At 66.3% G+C, this 17,770-nt stretch carries 13 protein-coding genes and 1 pseudogene; 9 read left to right on the top strand and 5 right to left on the bottom strand.

Translation table 11 applies throughout. From position 1 onward, the window contains the following. The 4 genes and pseudogenes from AC5P8Z_RS19325 to AC5P8Z_RS19310 all read left to right on the top strand — a co-directional run. A pseudogene (locus AC5P8Z_RS19325) lies at positions 1-343 on the top strand (methyl-accepting chemotaxis protein); the annotation flags it as partial. Between the two features lie 37 nt (positions 344-380). Beyond that, positions 381-1,250 (top strand): CheR family methyltransferase, encoded by an 870-nt coding sequence (locus AC5P8Z_RS19320; protein ID WP_286071875.1) that lies wholly within the window; start codon positions 381-383, stop codon positions 1,248-1,250. After that, the gene (gene cheD, locus AC5P8Z_RS19315; protein ID WP_008264676.1) at positions 1,247-1,843 is read left to right on the top strand and encodes a chemoreceptor glutamine deamidase CheD; all 597 of its coding nucleotides are present in this window, start codon (positions 1,247-1,249) and stop codon (positions 1,841-1,843) included. Before AC5P8Z_RS19320 ends, cheD begins: the two co-directional genes overlap by 4 nt. Beyond that, positions 1,840-2,913, top strand: coding sequence for a protein-glutamate methylesterase/protein-glutamine glutaminase (locus AC5P8Z_RS19310; protein WP_495229789.1), 1,074 nt, complete (start codon positions 1,840-1,842; stop codon positions 2,911-2,913). The genes cheD and AC5P8Z_RS19310 overlap by 4 nt, the downstream gene beginning before the upstream one ends. A 205-nt stretch (positions 2,914-3,118) precedes the next feature. Here AC5P8Z_RS19310 and acnB read toward each other — a convergent pair whose 3' ends face one another. Genes acnB through AC5P8Z_RS19295 form a run of 3 tightly spaced genes read right to left on the bottom strand, consistent with a single transcriptional unit; the run spans position 3,119 to position 6,383 of the window. Beyond that, positions 3,119-5,710, bottom strand: a complete 2,592-nt coding sequence (gene acnB / locus AC5P8Z_RS19305; RefSeq protein WP_014647014.1) for a bifunctional aconitate hydratase 2/2-methylisocitrate dehydratase — start codon at positions 5,708-5,710, stop codon at positions 3,119-3,121. A gap of 43 nt (positions 5,711-5,753) precedes the next feature. Continuing rightward, on the bottom strand, positions 5,754-6,152 hold the full coding sequence (locus tag AC5P8Z_RS19300; RefSeq protein WP_286071873.1) for a type II toxin-antitoxin system VapC family toxin: 399 nt from the start codon (positions 6,150-6,152) through the stop codon (positions 5,754-5,756). 6 nt (positions 6,153-6,158) lie between these two features. Then, positions 6,159-6,383, bottom strand: a complete 225-nt coding sequence (locus AC5P8Z_RS19295; protein WP_005409505.1) for an AbrB/MazE/SpoVT family DNA-binding domain-containing protein — start codon at positions 6,381-6,383, stop codon at positions 6,159-6,161. A gap of 301 nt (positions 6,384-6,684) precedes the next feature. On the opposite strand from AC5P8Z_RS19295, the gene acnA reads away from it, so the two are divergent. Continuing rightward, positions 6,685-9,438, top strand: coding sequence for an aconitate hydratase AcnA (gene acnA, locus AC5P8Z_RS19290; RefSeq protein WP_495229788.1), 2,754 nt, complete (start codon positions 6,685-6,687; stop codon positions 9,436-9,438). 121 nt (positions 9,439-9,559) lie between these two features. Here acnA and AC5P8Z_RS19285 read toward each other — a convergent pair whose 3' ends face one another. Together AC5P8Z_RS19285 and AC5P8Z_RS19280 are read right to left on the bottom strand one after the other, a co-directional pair. Next, positions 9,560-10,009, bottom strand: a complete 450-nt coding sequence (locus AC5P8Z_RS19285) for a hypothetical protein (RefSeq protein ID WP_495229787.1) — start codon at positions 10,007-10,009, stop codon at positions 9,560-9,562. Positions 10,010-10,119: 110 nt separating this feature from the next. Then, positions 10,120-11,670: a BCCT family transporter gene (locus AC5P8Z_RS19280; protein ID WP_295568155.1), complete on the bottom strand. Its 1,551-nt coding sequence runs from the start codon at positions 11,668-11,670 to the stop codon at positions 10,120-10,122. Positions 11,671-11,839: 169 nt separating this feature from the next. Here AC5P8Z_RS19280 and betI point away from each other — a divergent pair, with 169 nt between their 5' ends. The 4 genes from betI to AC5P8Z_RS19260 all read left to right on the top strand — a co-directional run bounded on the left by betI (position 11,840) and on the right by AC5P8Z_RS19260 (position 17,633). Next, on the top strand, positions 11,840-12,430 hold the full coding sequence (gene betI / locus AC5P8Z_RS19275) for a transcriptional regulator BetI (protein WP_286071869.1): 591 nt from the start codon (positions 11,840-11,842) through the stop codon (positions 12,428-12,430). A 38-nt stretch (positions 12,431-12,468) separates the two neighbouring features. Further along, complete coding sequence (betB, locus tag AC5P8Z_RS19270; RefSeq protein WP_053449653.1) at positions 12,469-13,941, top strand: betaine-aldehyde dehydrogenase; 1,473 nt, start codon at positions 12,469-12,471, stop codon at positions 13,939-13,941. A gap of 99 nt (positions 13,942-14,040) precedes the next feature. Continuing rightward, positions 14,041-15,723 carry a choline dehydrogenase gene (gene betA, locus AC5P8Z_RS19265; protein WP_286071868.1) on the top strand — a complete coding sequence of 561 codons (1,683 nt, stop codon included), beginning with the start codon at positions 14,041-14,043 and terminating at the stop codon, positions 15,721-15,723. Positions 15,724-15,956: 233 nt separating this feature from the next. Next, positions 15,957-17,633, top strand: coding sequence for a long-chain fatty acid--CoA ligase (locus tag AC5P8Z_RS19260; protein WP_495229786.1), 1,677 nt, complete (start codon positions 15,957-15,959; stop codon positions 17,631-17,633). Positions 17,634-17,770 lie beyond the last annotated feature (137 nt).

Below are 17,770 nucleotides of genomic sequence, written 5' to 3'. Positions count from 1 at the left end.
GATCTCAGCCGCCTCGCAGGAACAGTCGGCCGGCATCGAGCAGGTCAACCAGACCGTCGTGCAGATGGACGAGACCACCCAGCAGAACGCCGCGCTGGTGGAGGAAGCCACGGCTGCCGCGCGTGCGATGGAAGACCAGGCAGGCCAGCTGGCCGATGCCGTGGCGATCTTCCGCCTCGACAACCAGGTTTCCGCCGCAGTGAAGGCTGCGGCCGCGCGCGTGGAGCCTGCGCGCATCACCACCGTGGCACGTCCGCAGACGACCAGCGCGCCCGCGCCGGCCCGCCGCAGCAGCAACGCCAGCACCTTCGTCGCCAGCGACAGCGACTGGCAGGAATTCTGAGACCCACCCGCGGTGGCTCCGGCCACCGCCCTCGCCGATGGACACGTCCCCCGTGCAAAGTCCTACTCCCATCGTCACCGGCCCGCGCGAGTTCGAGTTCGCCGACCGTGATTTCCGCCGCGTCTGCGACCTGATCTATCAGCGCGTGGGCATCGCCCTGGCGCCGGCAAAGCGCGACATGGTGTATGGCCGCCTGTCGCGCCGCCTGCGCACGCTGGGCATGCGCAGCTTCCAGCAGTACCTGGACCATCTGGAACAGGAAGACGGCGATGAGTGGCAGGCGTTCACCAACGCGCTGACCACCAACCTGACCTCGTTCTTCCGCGAGCCGCACCACTTCGACAAGCTGCGCGAAGAGCTGCAGCAACGCTCGAGCCGCACGCCATTGCTGCTGTGGTCGTGTGCCGCATCCACCGGTGAAGAGCCTTACTCGATGGCGATCACCGCCTGTGAAGCGTTCGGCACGCTGAAGCCGCCGGTGCGCATCGTGGCTACCGACGTCGATACCCAGGTGCTGGCCACCGCCGGCCGTGGCGTCTACAACATCGACCGGGTCGCCAACCTCGACCCGGACCTGCGCCGCCGCTATTTCCAGCGCGGCAGCGGTCCCAACGAGGGTCAGTGCCGCGTGCTGCCGGCGCTGCGCGAGCTGATCGAGTTCCGCCCGCTGAACCTGCTCGCCCCTCGCTACGACGTCGGCGGCCCGTTCGACGCCCTGTTCTGCCGCAACGTGATGATCTACTTTGACAAGCCGACCCAGCGCGCCATCCTCGGTCGCCTGGTGCAGCACCTTGCCGATGACGGCCTGCTCTACACCGGCCACTCGGAGAACTATCTGCACGCGGCCGACCTGATCCAGCCCTGCGGGCGCACCCTGTACCGCCGTGCGGCAAAGGGTGGCGCATGAACGCCTCACTGCGTACCGACGATGTGATGCGCTACCAGGACGCGCGCTTCAAGACCATCGCCGCCAAACTGCTGCCCACCCAGTACCTGGTGGTCGATGACACCACTGCGCTGACCACCACGCTGGGTTCCTGCGTGGCCGCCTGCCTGCGCGACCCGGTGCTGAAGATCGGCGGCATGAACCACTTCCTGCTGCCGGAAGGCAACGCGGGCGACGGCGCACCCGCGCGCTACGGCAGCTACGCGATGGAACTGCTGATCAACGACATGCTCAAGCGCGGCGCGCACCGCAAGCGCATCGAAGCCAAGGTGTTCGGCGGCGCCAACGTGCTCAAGGGCTTCACCAGCAACCCGGTCGGCACCCGCAATGCCGAGTTCGTGCGCCAGTACCTGCAGGCCGAGCATATTCCGATCATCGCCGAGGACCTGTGCGGCATCCATCCGCGCAAGATCTGGTTCTTTGCCGATACCGGCCGCGTGGTGGTGCAGCGCCTGCCGCACGCGCATGAAGCCGAGGTGGCTGCGACCGAATCGGCGGTGCGTGCACGCCTGTCCAAGGCCCCGGTCACCGGCGGCGTGGAGCTGTTCGAATGACGCTCACCGGCAACGCCCCCTGCCGGGTCCTGATCGTCGACGACTCCGCCGTCGTGCGCCAGATGCTCACCGAGATCCTGTCCAGCGACCCATCCATCGACGTGGTCGGCACCGCCGCCGATCCGTTGCTGGCGCGCGAGAAGATCAAGCGCCTGGCCCCGGACGTGATCACGCTGGACGTGGAAATGCCGCGCATGGACGGGCTGGCGTTCCTGGAAAACCTGATGCGCCTGCATCCACTGCCGGTGGTGATGATCTCGTCTCTGACCGAGCGTGGCGCCGACACCACGCTGCAGGCGCTGGCGCTGGGCGCGGTGGATTTCGTGTCCAAGCCCAAGCTTGATGTGGCCCGTGGCCTGCAGGGCTACGCCGATGAGATCATCGCCAAGGTGAAGATGGCGGCGCGCTCGCGGGTGCGTCCGCTGGTGCGCGCCGCGGCGCCGAAGCTCCTGTTGGACGCAGCTCCTGCAATGCGCCCCGCTGCGCCGCAGTTCCGCACCACCGACCGCCTGATCGCGATCGGCTCATCCGCCGGTGGCACCGAAGCCCTTCGCGTGGTGCTGGAAGGCCTGCCCGCCGACGCGCCTGCAGTGGTGATGACCCAGCACCTGCCGGCCAGCTTCAGCAGCGCCTTCGCCGAACGCCTGGACCGCCACTCGGCGATGGCCGTGCGCGAGGCCAGCGATGGTGAAGCGGTGCTGCCAGGCCACGCCTACCTGCCACCCGGCGGCAAGCACCTGCGCATCATCCGCGACGGTGCGCGCTGGCGCTGCCGGGTCGATGATGGTCCTGCGGTGAACCGGCACAAGCCTGCGGTGGACGTGCTGTTCCGCTCGGTCGCGCAGAGCGCGGGCGGCAACGCCATCGGCGCCATTCTCACCGGCATGGGTGACGATGGCGCGCGTGGCCTGCTGGAAATGCGCCAGGCGGGTGCGCCGACCCTGGTGCAGGACGAGGCCACCAGCGTGGTCTGGGGCATGCCCGGTGCAGCGTTCAAACTCGGCGCCGCTGAGGAACAGGTACCACTGGAACGCATCGCCGAACGCCTGCTCGCCCTCGCCCGCAGCTGACGCGAAGCAGGTCCACGCAATGCGTGGATGCCTCTGTAGTGTCGAGCCACGCTCGACGCATCACGCATTGCGCGAACATCAGCCGAGCGTGGGCTCGGCTCTACAGACCGTCAGCGACGAAGCGCCGGCCAGCGGCCGGCACTACCGTCCATCGTCGGCTCACAAAAAAACCCCCGGCGCGAGCCGGGGGTTTTCCGTTACCGCATCAGGCAGCGACCGTCTTGGCCACGTCCTGATACTCCTCGATCTGGTCGAAGTTCATGTAGCGGTAGATCTCCGCACCATTGGCGTTGATCACGCCGATGTCCGCCATGTACTCCTCCTTGGTCGGGATGCGGCCCAGGCGCGAGCAGATCGCGGCCAGTTCCGCCGAACCCAGGTACACGTTGGTGTTGCGGCCCAGGCGGTTCGGGAAGTTGCGGGTCGAGGTCGACATCGCGGTGGAGCCTTCACGGATCTGCGCCTGGTTGCCCATGCACAGCGAGCAGCCCGGCATTTCCATGCGTGCGCCGGTGGCGCCGAAGGTGCCGTACACGCCTTCCTTGGTCAGCTCGGAGGCGTCCATCTTGGTCGGCGGGGCCACCCACAGTCGGGTCGGCAGGTCACGCTTGCCTTCCAGCAGCTTCGCAGCGGCACGGAAGTGACCGATGTTGGTCATGCACGAACCGATGAACACTTCGTCGATCTTGGCGCCGGCCACTTCGGACAGGGTCTTCACGTCGTCCGGGTCGTTCGGGCAGGCCACGATCGGCTCGTGGATGTCGGCCAGGTCGATCTCGATGACGGCGGCGTATTCGGCGTCGGCATCCGGCTCCAGCAGCTGCGGGTTGGCCAGCCACGCTTCCATCTTTTCGATACGACGCTGCAACGAACGCGGATCCTGGTAGCCCTCGGCGATCATCCACTTCAGCAGCGTGATGTTGCTGGTGAGGTACTCGATGATCGGTTCCTTGTTCAGGCGCACCGAGCAACCGGCTGCCGAACGCTCGGCCGAGGCATCGGACAGTTCGAACGCCTGCTCGACCTTCAGCTCCGGCAGGCCTTCGATTTCCAGGATACGGCCGGAGAAGATGTTCTTCTTGCCAGCCTTGGCCACGGTCAGCAGGCCCGACTTGATCGCGTACAGCGGAATCGCGTTGACCAGGTCACGCAGGGTCACGCCCGGCTGCATCTTGCCCTTGAAGCGCACCAGCACCGACTCCGGCATGTCCAGCGGCATCACGCCGGTGGCAGCGGCGAAGGCGACCAGGCCCGAACCGGCCGGGAACGAAATGCCCACCGGGAAACGGGTGTGCGAGTCACCACCGGTACCGACGGTGTCCGGCAGCAGCATGCGGTTGAGCCAGCTGTGGATCACGCCGTCGCCCGGGCGCAGCGAAACGCCGCCGCGGGTGGAGATGAACTCCGGCAGGGTGTGGTGGGTCTTCACGTCCACCGGCTTCGGGTAGGCGGCGGTGTGGCAGAACGACTGCATCACCAGGTCGGCCGAGAAGCCCAGGCACGCCAGGTCCTTCAGCTCGTCACGGGTCATCGGGCCGGTGGTGTCCTGCGAGCCGACCGAGGTCATCTTCGGTTCGCAGTAGGTGCCCGGGCGCATGCCCTGGCCTTCCGGCAGGCCACAGGCGCGGCCGACCATCTTCTGCGCCAGCGAGAAGCCCTTGCCGGTGTCGACCGGCTGTACCGGCAGGCGGAACAGGTCGGTCGGAGCCAGGCCCAGTGCTTCGCGCGCCTTGCCGGTCAGGCCACGGCCGATGATCAGCGGAATGCGGCCACCGGCACGCACTTCGTCAAACAGCACGTCGGACTTGACCTGGAACTCGGCGATCACTTCACCGTTCTTCAGCGCCTTGCCTTCGTACGGACGCAGCTCGACCACATCGCCGTGCTCCATCTTCGACACATCCAGCTCGATCGGCAGTGCGCCGGCATCTTCCATGGTGTTGTAGAAGATCGGGGCGATCTTCGAACCCAGGCAGACGCCACCGGCACGCTTGTTCGGAATGAACGGAATGTCATCACCGGTCCACCACAGCACGCTGTTGGTGGCCGACTTGCGCGAGGAACCGGTACCGACCACGTCACCGACGTAGGCCACCAGGTGGCCCTTGTCCTTCAGGTCCAGGATCTGCTGGATCGGGCCGCGCTTGCCGTCTTCTTCCGGGGTGAACGGCGCGTCGTCGCGCTTGTTCTTCAGCATCGCCAGGGCGTGCATCGGGATGTCCGGGCGGGTGGTCGCGTCCGGGGCCGGTGACAGGTCGTCGGTGTTGGTCTCGCCCGGCACCTTGAACACCGTGACGGTCAGGCTCTGCGGCACTTCCGGGTTGCTGGTGAACCACTCGGCATCGGCCCAGCTCTGCAGCACGGCCTGGGCGTTGGCGTTGCCGGCCTTGGCCTTTTCCTGCACGTCATGGAAGGCGTCGAACACCAGCAGGGTCTTCTTCAGGCCGTTGGCGGCGATGGTGCCGACGCTGGCGTCGTCCAGCAGCTGCACCAGCGGGGCCACGTTGTAACCGCCCAGCATGGTGCCCAGCAGTTCGGTGGCGCGCTCGCGGCTGATCAGCGGGTTCTGCTCGCTGCCCAGCGCGATCGCGGCCAGGTACGAGGCCTTGACCTTGGCTGCGTCATCGACGCCGGCCGGCACACGATGGGTCAGCAGGTCGAGCAGGAACTCGGCCTCGCCCTGCGGCGGGTTCTTCAGCAGTTCGATGACATCGGCCGTCTGCTGCGCGCTCAGCGGCAGCGGCGGGATGCCAAGCGCAGCGCGCTCGGCGACGTGGTGGCGGTAGGCTTCCAACATGACAACTCCCGGGTAATGCGTAGGTTGAAGTAACAAAGTGGGCTCAGGCGTGCGGCACGATCAGCTTCAGGCCCTTGAAGTAGTCGCGGTAAAACGTGTCGTTCCAGGTGATCAGGCCGTCGCACTGCAACAGTGCGTGGGCGCCGACCATGAATTCGTCCAGGCTGCGGCGGTTGCCGCCGCGCTGGCGGTGGCGGCGGTGCATCTCGCCGGCGCGCAGCGCCGACTTGGCTTCCATCGGGTTGAAGTGCACGCCCATTTCTTCCAGCGCTTCGAGCACCTCGGCGCCGCCGCGCAGCGATGCGCAGACTTCGGCCAGGGTCGCGCCACAGACCACCACGCGGCCGCCGACCAGGCTCTGCCGGAGGATGGCTTCCACCGCATCGGCCTGCGGACCATTGCTGAGCAGCTCGACCAGCACCGGGGAATCGACGGCGATCATCACGGCTTATTCCTCGTCGCGAACCGCGCGTACTGCCGCATCGGACGACTCGAAGCCGTCCAGCGCGAACTTGCCGCGCGCCCGTGAAATGGCATCGTCAACACTCTTGCGCAGGATGATGCGGCTGCCGTCCAGCTCGACCTTCAGCAGCGTGCCCTTGGTCAGGCCGAGGGCATCACGCACCGCCTTGGGCAGGGTGATCTGTCCGCGTTCTGCAACAGTGGCTTCCATCGGTAGGCCCTCCAGAGTATGCACAAATTATACATACTTCTCCGGGCATACTTCCACCCTGAACAGGACCGGCGATCCGCCAGCCCTCGCCTCGCAAAGGATCGGCCACACACGTGACATACGCCATACACCTCCCCCTGTAGTCTGGAACCGATGCCGCAGGCCGGACCCGGCCCGGGTGAATCCATTCAGTTTCGGGTTCATACTGGAACCTCCGGGGCCACCAGGCCCGTGGCGACCGCAAGCAGGCCCACCCACGAACGGGCCACTGCAAGCCATCCGCAAGAAGGAGTTACCCCGCATGAGCGATTCGTTCTCCACCCGCAGCCAGCTGAACGTCGGCGGCAAGACCTACGACTACTTCAGCCTGCCCACGCTGGGCCAGCGCTTCGATATCTCCCACCTGCCCTACTCGATGAAGATCCTGCTGGAGAACCTGCTCCGGCATGAGGACGGCGGCGCAACCGTCGGCCCCGACCACATCGAAGCCGTGGCCCGCTGGAACCCATCCGCCGAGCCGGACACCGAAATCGCCTTCATGCCGGCGCGCGTGGTCCTGCAGGACTTCACTGGTGTGCCCTGCGTGGTCGACCTGGCCGCGATGCGCGATGCGGTGGTCAAGCTCGGCGGCTCGCCTGAGCAGATCAACCCGCAGATTCCCTCTGAACTGGTCATCGACCACTCGGTGCAGGTCGACGTGTTCGGCAAGCCCGACGCGCTGGACCTCAACGGCAAGATCGAATTCCAGCGCAACCAGGAACGCTACGGCTTCCTGCGCTGGGGCCAGAAGGCCTTCGACAACTTCAAGGTGGTGCCACCCAACACCGGCATCGTCCACCAGGTGAATCTGGAAAACCTGGCCCGCGTGGTGATGACCGCGGACAAGGATGGCAAGGCGGTGGCCTACCCCGATACGGTGTTCGGCACCGACAGCCACACCACCATGATCAACGGCATCGGCGTGCTGGGCTGGGGCGTGGGCGGCATCGAAGCGGAGGCGGCCATGCTCGGCCAGCCGTCGTCGATGCTGATCCCGCAGGTGGTGGGCTTCAAGTTGACCGGCAAGCTGCCCGAGGGCGCCACCGCCACCGACCTGGTGCTGACCGTTACCCAGATGCTGCGCAAGCTCGGCGTGGTCGGCAAGTTCGTGGAGTTCTATGGTGATGGCCTGCAGCACCTGCCGCTGGCCGACCGTGCCACCATCGGCAACATGGCCCCGGAATACGGCGCCACCTGCGGCATCTTCCCGATCGACGCCGAATCGCTGAACTACCTGCGCCTGTCCGGCCGCAGCGAAGAGCAGATCAACCTGGTCGAAGCCTACGCCAAGGCGCAGGGTCTGTGGCACGAACCAGGCAGCACGCACGCCCAGTACAGCACCACGCTGGAACTGGACATGGGCACCGTGAAGCCGTCGCTGGCCGGCCCCAAGCGCCCGCAGGACCGCGTGCTGCTGGAGGACGTGCAGAAGAACTACCGCGAAGCGCTGGTCGGCATGACCGCCAACCGTGACAAGCGCAGCGACGATGTGTCCACGTTCGTCAATGAAGGCGGCGGCGCAGCGGTCGGCAACGAGCAGCTGGCCAAGGGCTTCGCCGACATCGAGATCGAGAACCGCAAGGTGCGGCTGAAGGACGGCGCGGTGGTCATCGCCGCCATCACCTCCTGCACCAACACCTCCAACCCGGCGGTGATGATCGGTGCCGGCCTGCTGGCGCGCAACGCGGCCGCCAAGGGCCTCAACCGCCAGCCGTGGGTGAAGACCTCGCTCGGCCCAGGCTCGCGCGTGGTTACCGATTACCTTGAAAAGGCCGGCGTGCTGAACGAGCTGGAGAAGATCGGCTTCTACGTGGTCGGCTATGGCTGCACCACCTGCATCGGCAACTCCGGCCCGCTGCCGACCGAAGTCAGCGCCGGCATTGCCGCTGGCGATCTGGTGGTGACCTCGGTGCTGTCGGGCAACCGCAACTTCGAGGGCCGCGTGCACCCCGAAGTGAAAATGAACTACCTGGCCAGCCCGCCGCTGGTCGTCGCCTACGCCATCGCCGGTACCACCGACATCGATCTGACCACCCAGCCGCTGGGCACCGGCAGCGATGGCCAGCCGGTGTTCCTGCGCGATATCTGGCCAAGCAACAAGGAAATCGGCGATGTCATTGCCGCCACCATCGGCCCGGAGATGTTCAAGCAGAACTACGCTGATGTGTTCAAGGGTGACACCCGCTGGAACACCATCGCCTCGCCGGACGGCAACCTGTACGCGTGGAGCGACGCCTCCACCTACATCAAGAACCCGCCGTACTTCGATGGCATGACCATGCAGACCGGCAGCATCGACGACGTGCATGGTGCACGCGTGATGGGCCTGTTCGGCGATTCGATCACCACCGACCACATCTCCCCGGCCGGCAACATCAAGAAGGACTCGCCGGCAGGCCGCTTCCTGCAGGAACGCGGCGTGCAGCCGGCCGACTTCAACAGCTACGGCAGCCGCCGTGGCAACGATGACGTGATGGTCCGAGGCACCTTTGCCAACATCCGCATCAAGAACCTGATGTTCGGTGGCGAGGAAGGCGGCAACACCCTGTACTACCCGGCCGGCAGCGGCCAGCCGGAGAAGCTGGCGATCTACGATGCGGCCATGAAGTACAAGGCCGACAAGGTGCCGCTGGTGGTCCTGGCCGGCAAGGAATACGGCACCGGCTCGTCGCGCGACTGGGCAGCCAAGGGCACCCTGCTGCTGGGGGTGAAGGCGGTCATCGCCGAGAGCTTCGAACGCATCCACCGCTCCAACCTGGTCGGCATGGGCGTGCTGCCGCTGCAGTTCCGCAACGGCGAAAACGCACAGAGCCTGGGCCTGGACGGTTCGGAGGTGATGGACATCACCGGCCTGCAGGACGGTGCAAGCAAACGCGCCACGGTCACTGCCACCAAGGCCGACGGCACGAAGAAGACCTTCGAGGTATCGGTGATGCTGCTGACCCCGAAGGAAGTGGAGTACTTCCGCCACGGCGGCCTGCTGCAGTACGTGCTGCGCCAGCTGGCCGCGAAGTAAGGCGGGGCCGGACGGCGGCGGGGCCGGGCAACACGCCCAGGCCCCTCCGCCGGCTGCCGAGGGCCGGGTCCGCAGGGGCCCGGCCTTTCTGCTGGACGCGGTAGCGAATGCGCCGGTCGCCTCAACGCACGCCGTAGATCCGCCACGGCGCCACCGCCGAGCCGATGTCGTACACCAGCGCCCCCAGGCCCTCGGGCATCATGGTTTCACCGTCGACCGCGTCCACGTTCAACACCGTCACCACCATCTCGAACGCGGCGTGGGGCGCTTCGCCGAAACGCGAGCAGACCACGCCACGGTCGTTGTAGTGCACGTAGGGCGTGAATCCCTCGCCGCACTCGGCCGCGATGAAGCGGTAGCCCCGGTCATCGTCGGTGCCGGGCATCAGCGCGTGGGCCGCGTAGGACACCCGGCCCTGCCGGCCGGCATAGGCGGGCACGTGGACACGGAACTGGCCGATGTCGCCCACCGCCAGCACCGGGAAATCGAGTTGCTGCATCGGAGGCGGCATCGGCTCGGCACGCAGCGGAATCGCAACGGACAGCAACAGGCCACAGAGGTAAGGCTTCATAGGGATCTCCTGTTCGAGGAGACCCCATGGTCCATCACGACCCCATGCGACGTATCCAGGAATGCAATGAAATGTGGCAGGCATCGGCGCGCGCCCATGCCCACCCGCGCTCAGCGCCGCGGCGCGTCCGGATCGGTACGCAGCGCCTTCAGCAGGCCCCACATGTAGAAGGCCAGGGTGAACGAGAACGGCAGGCCGCACAGCACCACTGCGGTCTGCATCGCACTGAAGTTGCCGGCCAGCAGCAGGCCGACGCTGGCCACGGTGATGCCGGCCGCCCAGAACACGCGCAGCCAGATCGGCGCGTCGTGGCCATCCTCCACGCCGTCATCAACACGGCGGGTGCACAGGTTCGCGATCATCAGCGTGCCCGAATCGACCGGAGTCAGGAACAGCACGAAACCGATCACCACTGCGGCACCGGCCACGTAGGGTGCGCCGGGCAGGTATTCGAGCAGCTTGAACAGCGTCATCGCCGCATCGTGCTGCGCCACGTCGCCCAGGATCGCCTGGCCGTGGTTGAGCACCAGGTCGATGGCGGTATTGCCGAAGATCGACAGCCAGGCCAGGGTGAAGCCGAGCGGGATCAGCAACACGCCCATGATCACTTCTCGGATGGTGCGGCCACGCGAGATGCGTGCCACGAAGAGGCCGACGAACGGCGCCCAGGCGATCCACCAGGCCCAGTAGAACAGCGTCCACGAGCCCATCCACTCACGGCCCTTCGGGTCGTTGAGGTACATGTCGAAGCTCTTGCGCACGAACGCGCCGAGGTAATCGCCGGTGTTCTGGATCAGGCCGTCGAACAGATGCAGGGTCGGGCCGGTGACCAGCACGAACAACAGCAGGCCGCACAGCAGGCGCACGTTGAGGTTGGAGAGCCAGGCAATGCCCTTCTCCACGCCCGCGACCACGCCGATGGTGGCTACCACCATCATCACCAGCACGATCGCCACCAGCACCTGCGGCGTATCCGGAATGTGGAACAGGTAGACCAGGCCGGACTGCACCACCAGCGCACCGATGCCGAGGTTGGTCACCATCGAGATCAGCGTGGCCAGGATGCCGAAACCATCGACCATGTCGCCGATGCGGCCGTGGATGCGCTCACCGAAGATCGGGTACAGCGCCGAACGCAGCGCCAGCGGCAGGTCGCGGCGGTAGGCGAAGTAGCCCAGCGCCACGCCCACCAGCGCGTACAGCGCCCAGCCGTGCAGACCCCAGTGCAGGAAGGTCAGCACCATCGCCTCGCGGCCGGCGGCCACGGTGCCACCGGGCTGCCCGGGCGGATGCAGGAAATGGTCCAGCGGCTCGTAGGCGCCGTAGTACAGCAGCGCGATGCCGATGCCAGCAGAGAACAGCATCGACACCCAGGCCACGTAGCTGAACGCCGGTGATTCCTCGTTGTGGCCCAGGCGGATGCGGCCGTACGGGGAGAACGCCAGCCACAGCACGAAGCCCAGGCACAGCACGATCAGCAGCATGTACCACCAGCCGAACGCCGCCGAGACCTCGGCCTGCGCCCATTGCAGCCAGTGCTCGCTGCCTTCGGGATAGAGAACGGTGAGCAGCCCGAGGATGCCGATCGACACCGAGGAACTGAAGAACACAAAACGGTTCAAGCGCAGGGGCGAACGCTTGGGATGAGCCAGGGAAGACATGGGATCGTCTCATCAGTCCGGGGGAGCACATGGGCGGGGCCGGACCGGTAAACCGGGCCCATGGCGTGGGGCGCGAGCGCATCCTAGGGTTTATTGATTGAACGTTCAATCAATAAAAAGCATAATGCTGGGCAGCCCGATCCTTCGGGTCGCAATCCGTGGAGAGACAATGCCGAAGAAAGGCGTGGAACCGGTACGGCGCGAACAGCTGATCCGGGCCACTTTCCAGACCATTGACGAGATCGGCATGGCCGATGCGACCGTCGCCACCATCGCCAGGAAAGCCGGGCTGTCCAGCGGCATCGTCGCCCACTACTTCGGCGACAAGGACGGGCTGCTCAATGCTGCCATGCGGCAGATCCTGCGCGAACTGAAGGACGCCGTCGCCCGCTACCGCGCCAACGTTGGCGATGACCCGCGCGACCAGCTGCGCGCCATCGTCGATGGCAACTTCGACGACAGCCAGATCAACGGCACCGCGATGCGCGTCTGGCTCACCTTCTGGGCAGCCAGCATGCACCAGCCGGAACTGGCCCGGCTGCAGCGCGCCAACGACCAGCGCCTGTTCTCCAACCTGTGCCACCAGTTCAACCGCCTGCTGCCCCACCCGCAGGCCCGCCTGGCCGCCCGCGGCCTGGCCGCGATGATCGACGGCCTGTGGCTGCGCGGCAGCCTGGTCGGCGGCCAGTTCAACGCCGAGAAATCACGGCGCATCGCTTACGGTTACATCGACTTCCAGTTGCAGGCCGACGCGCTATAAGCGCTTCAGCACCCGCCCCCTTCCAAGGAGTACGCCCCATGACCACCCTGCCCGTCCAACAGCTCTACATCCACGGCCAGCGCGTCGACGCCACCAGCGGCAAGACCTTCAAGAGCGTCAACCCGGCCACCGGTGAGGTGATCGCCGAGGTGCAGGTCGCCAGCCAGGCCGACGTCGAGCGCGCAGTGCAGAGCGCGGCCGAAGGCCAGAAGGTGTGGGCAGCGATGACCGCGATGGAGCGCTCGCGCATCCTGCGCCGCGCCGTTGAGATCCTGCGCGAGCGCAACGACGAGCTGGCCCACCTGGAAACCCTGGACACCGGCAAGGCACTGGCCGAGACCACCACCGTGGACATCGTCACCGGCGCCGACGTGGTCGAGTACTACGCCGGCCTGGCCACCGCCATCGAAGGCATCCAGCTGCCGCTGCGCGAATCGAGCTTCTTCTACACCCGCCGCGAGCCGCTGGGCGTGGTCGCCGGCATCGGCGCCTGGAACTACCCGATCCAGATCGCCATGTGGAAGTCGGCCCCGGCCCTGGCCGCCGGCAACGCGATGGTGTTCAAGCCGTCCGAAGTGACCCCGCTGACCGCGATCCGGCTGGCCGAGATCTACACCGAAGCCGGCGTGCCGGCCGGCGTGTTCAACGTGGTGCAGGGCCCGGGCCGCGAGATCGGCCAGTGGCTGACCGAGCACCCGGTGATCGAGAAGATCTCCTTCACCGGCGGCGTCGCCACCGGCAAGAAGGTGATGGCCAGCGCCGCGTCTTCGTCGCTGAAGGAAGTGACCATGGAGCTTGGCGGCAAGTCGCCGCTGGTGATCTGCGATGACGCCGACCTGGACCGCGCCGCCGACATCGCGGTGATGGCCAACTTCTTCAGCTCCGGCCAGGTCTGCACCAACGGCACCCGCGTGTTCGTGCCGCGCAGCATGCTGGCCGCGTTCGAAGCCGCTGTCGTCGAGCGCGTCAAGCGCATCCGCATTGGCGACCCGATGGCCGCCGAGACCAACTTCGGGCCGCTGACCAGCTTCCCGCACATGGAGAACGTGCTGCGCTACATCGAGAGCGGCAAGGCCGAAGGCGCCCGCCTGCTGACCGGCGGCGGCCGTGCCACCGAAGGCGCGCTGGCCAATGGCGCCTACGTGCTGCCGACCGTGTTCTCCGACTGCCGCGATGACATGACGATTGTCCGCGAAGAGATCTTCGGGCCGGTGATGAGCATCCTCGCCTACGACGACGAGGACGAAGTGGTGCGCCGCGCCAACGACACCACCTTCGGCCTGGCCGCCGGCGTGGTCAGCAAGGACGTCAGCCGCGCCCACCGCATCATCCACCGCCTGGAAGCCGGCATCTGCTGGATCAACACCTGGGGCGAATCGCCGGCCGAAATGCCGGTGGGCGGCTACAAGGAATCCGGCGTCGGCCGCGAAAACGGCATCTCCACCCTCGGCCACTACACCCGCATCAAGTCGGTGCAGGTCGAGCTGGGCGACTACGCCAGCGTGTTCTGACCGGCGCGCCCTGCGCACCCCATCGTCCGGCCATCGTGCCGATCCGACATTCCGCCGGGACGCCTGCATGCAGCGCGCCCCGGCCTGCAGGAGACACCCATGAGCACCCATAACGAGTACGACTACATCATCATCGGCGCCGGTTCGGCCGGCAACGTGCTGGCCACCCGCCTCACTGAAGATGCCGATGTCAGCGTGCTGCTGCTGGAAGCCGGTGGCCCGGACTACCGGCTCGACTTCCGTACCCAGATGCCGGCGGCACTGGCTTTCCCGCTGCAGGGCAAGCGCTACAACTGGGCGTACAAGACCGATCCGGAGCCCTTCATGAACAACCGCCGCATGGACTGCGGCCGCGGCAAGGGCCTGGGCGGCTCGTCGCTGATCAACGGCATGTGCTACATCCGCGGCAATGCAATGGACTACGACAACTGGGCCAGCATGCCGGGCCTGGAAGACTGGACCTACCTGGACTGCCTGCCGTACTTCCGCAAGGCGGAAACCCGCGACATCGGCCCCAATGACTACCATGGTGGCGACGGCCCGCTGCGCGTGACCACGCCGAAGGCCGGCAACAACGAGCTGTTCGCTGCAATGGTCGAAGCCGGCGTACAGGCCGGCTACCCGCGCACCGACGACCTCAACGGCTACCAGCAGGAAGGCTTCGGCCCGATGGACCGCACGGTGACCCCGAAGGGCCGTCGTTCCAGCACCGCTCGCGGCTACCTGGACCTGGCCAAGCCGCGCCCGAACCTGACCATCGTCACCCACGCGCTGACCGACCGCATCCTGTTCTCGGGCAAGCGTGCGGTGGGCGTGCAGTGGCTGCACAACGACCAGCCGCAGCGTGCCACCGCCCGCCGCGAAGTGCTGCTGTGCGGCGGCGCCATCGCCTCGCCGCAGATCCTGCAGCGCTCGGGCGTCGGCCCGGCCGACCTGCTGCGCAGCCTGGACATCGAGCTGGTGCACCACCTGCCAGGTGTCGGCGCCAACCTGCAGGACCACCTTGAGATGTACCTGCAGTACGAGTGCAAGAAGCCGGTGTCGCTGGCCCCGGCACTGAAGCTGTACAACCAGCCGGCGATCGGTGCCGAGTGGCTGTTCCTGGGCACCGGCATCGGCGCCAGCAATCAGTTCGAGGCCGGTGGCTTCATCCGCAGCGACGCCGAGTTCGACTGGCCGAACCTGCAGTACCACTTCCTGCCGGTGGCGATCAATTACAACGGCTCCAACCCGATCAAGGCGCACAGCTTCCAGATGCACGTCGGTTCCATGCGCTCGCCCAGCCGCGGCCGCATCCACGTGCGCTCGAAGGATCCGCGCGAACATCCGAGCATCCTGTTCAACTACATGTCGCACGACCAGGACTGGCGCGAGTTCCGTGCGGCGATCCGCATCACCCGCGAGATCTTCGCGCAGCCGGCGCTGGCACCCTACAGCGGCCGCGAGATCTCCCCGGGCAGCGCATTGCAGACCGATGCGCAGATCGATGCGTTCGTCCGTGAACATGCCGAGACCGCCTACCACCCGTCGTGCTCGAACAAGATGGGCCATGCCGACGACCCGATGGCGGTGGTCGATGGCCAGGGCCGCGTGCACGGCCTGGAAGGCCTGCGCATCGTCGATGCCTCGATCATGCCGCAGGTGGTGACCGGCAACCTCAACGCGCCGACCATCATGATGGCCGAGAAGCTGGCCGACGTGATCCGCGGCCGCACCCCGCTGCCCCGCAGCACCGCGCCGTACTACAAGGCCAATGGTGCACCGGTGCGCAAGCAGGACTGACGCAGACGCCTCGCTACGCGGCCTCCCCCGCCTCCATGTGGGTGCCCACCTTGGTGGGCACGCCTCCACAGCCCCCCCTCGCAATCCTGTGCCGACCAAGGTCGGCGCCCACCCTTGCCGCGCCGCAAACCCCTCTTCGCGTTTTCCCTACGGCGGGGTATGCTGCAATGAACGGCCATTGTCGATACGCTCAGGGCCGGAACCTAATACATCACGATTCCTGGAGGGGGAATATGAGTCTGGATCGTCCCTGGCTGCAGAGCTATCCGAAAGGCGTTCCCGCCGAGATCGACGTCAACGAGTTCCATTCGGTAGCTTCGGTCTTCGACGCGTCCGTCGCGAAATTCCGCGACCGTCCCGCCTACTCCAGCTTCGGCAAGGTACTCACCTACGGTGAAACCGATGCGCTGGTCACCCGGTTCGCGGCCTACCTGCTGGGTGAGCTCAAGCTCAAGAAGGGTGACCGCGTCGCCCTGATGATGCCCAACTGCCTGCAGTACCCCGTGGCCACCTTCGGCGTGCTGCGCGCCGGGCTCACCGTGGTCAACGTCAACCCGCTGTACACCGCGCGCGAGCTGAAGCACCAGCTGGTCGATGCCGGCGTGACCGCGCTGGTGGTGGTCGACAACTTCGGCGACACCGTCCAGCAGGTCATCGCCGACACGCCGGTCAAGCACGTGATCACCACCGGCCTGGGCGACCTGCTTGGCGCCAAGGGCGCGATCGTCAACTTCGTGCTGAAGTACATCAAGAAGATGGTGCCCAATTACAGCATCAAGGGCGCGGTCCGCTTCAGGCAGGCGCTCAGGCTGGGCAGCCACCACACGCTGCCGCCAGTCGAGATCGACCACGACGACATCGCCTTCCTGCAGTACACCGGCGGTACCACCGGCGTGGCCAAGGGTGCGATGCTGACCAACCGCAACCTGATCGCCAACATGCAGCAGGCGTCGGCGTGGCTGTCGACCTCGGGCATCGAGCCGGGCAAGGAAGTGATCATCACTGCCCTGCCGCTGTACCACATCTTTGCATTGACGGCGAACGGCCTGGTGTTCATGAAGTTCGGTGGCTGCAACCACCTGATCACCAATCCGCGCGACATGAAGGGCTTCGTCAAGGAGCTGAAGGGCACCCGCTTCACTGCCATCACCGGCGTCAACACGCTGTTCAACGGCCTGCTCAACACACCCGGCTTCGACCAGATCGACTTCTCCTCGGTCAAGTTCACCCTGGGCGGCGGCATGGCCGTGCAGCGCGCGGTGGCCGAACGCTGGAAGAAGACCACCGGCGTCACCCTGGTCGAGGCCTATGGCCTGACCGAGACCTCGCCGGCGGCGTGCATCAACCCGCTCACCCTGCCCGAGTACAACGGCTCGATCGGCCTGCCGATCCCGTCCACCGATGCCTGCATCAAGGACGACAACGGCAACATCCTGCCGCTGGGCGACGTGGGCGAGCTGTGCATCAAGGGCCCGCAGGTGATGAAGGGCTACTGGCAGCGCCCCGAGGAAACCGACAAGGCCATTGACGCCGACGGCTGGCTGCACACCGGCGACATGGCGAAGATGGATGAGCAGGGCTTCTTCTACATCGTCGACCGCAAGAAGGACATGATCCTGGTGTCCGGCTTCAACGTGTATCCGAACGAAGTGGAAGACGTCATCGCGATGATGCCGGGCGTGCTGGAAGTGGCCGCCGTCGGCGTCCCGGACGAAAAGTCCGGCGAGGTGGTCAAGGTCGTGATCGTGAAGAAGGATCCGAACCTGACGGCCGAAATGGTCAAGGAGCATGCCCGGGCAAACCTGACCGGTTACAAGCACCCCAGAATCGTCGAATTCCGAAAAGAGCTGCCGAAGACCAATGTCGGCAAGATTCTCCGTCGCGAGCTACGTGATACGCCCGCCCGGTAAGGATTTCAGGGCGAAGGGAGATTCCAGGGGCCCCGCCGGCGACGGCGGGGCCTTTTTGTTGCCGGAACAGGGCCGGTACAGCGCTTGCGGGCGGTTCACGACGGGTGCATAGAATCAGTCGCCGCCGCACGTTCAGC

The sequence above is a fragment of the Stenotrophomonas sp. YJH_SMC_17 genome (genome assembly GCF_059371655.1).
Note: the sequence above shows the minus strand (reverse complement) of the source record. Positions and strands in the feature narration are given on the sequence as shown.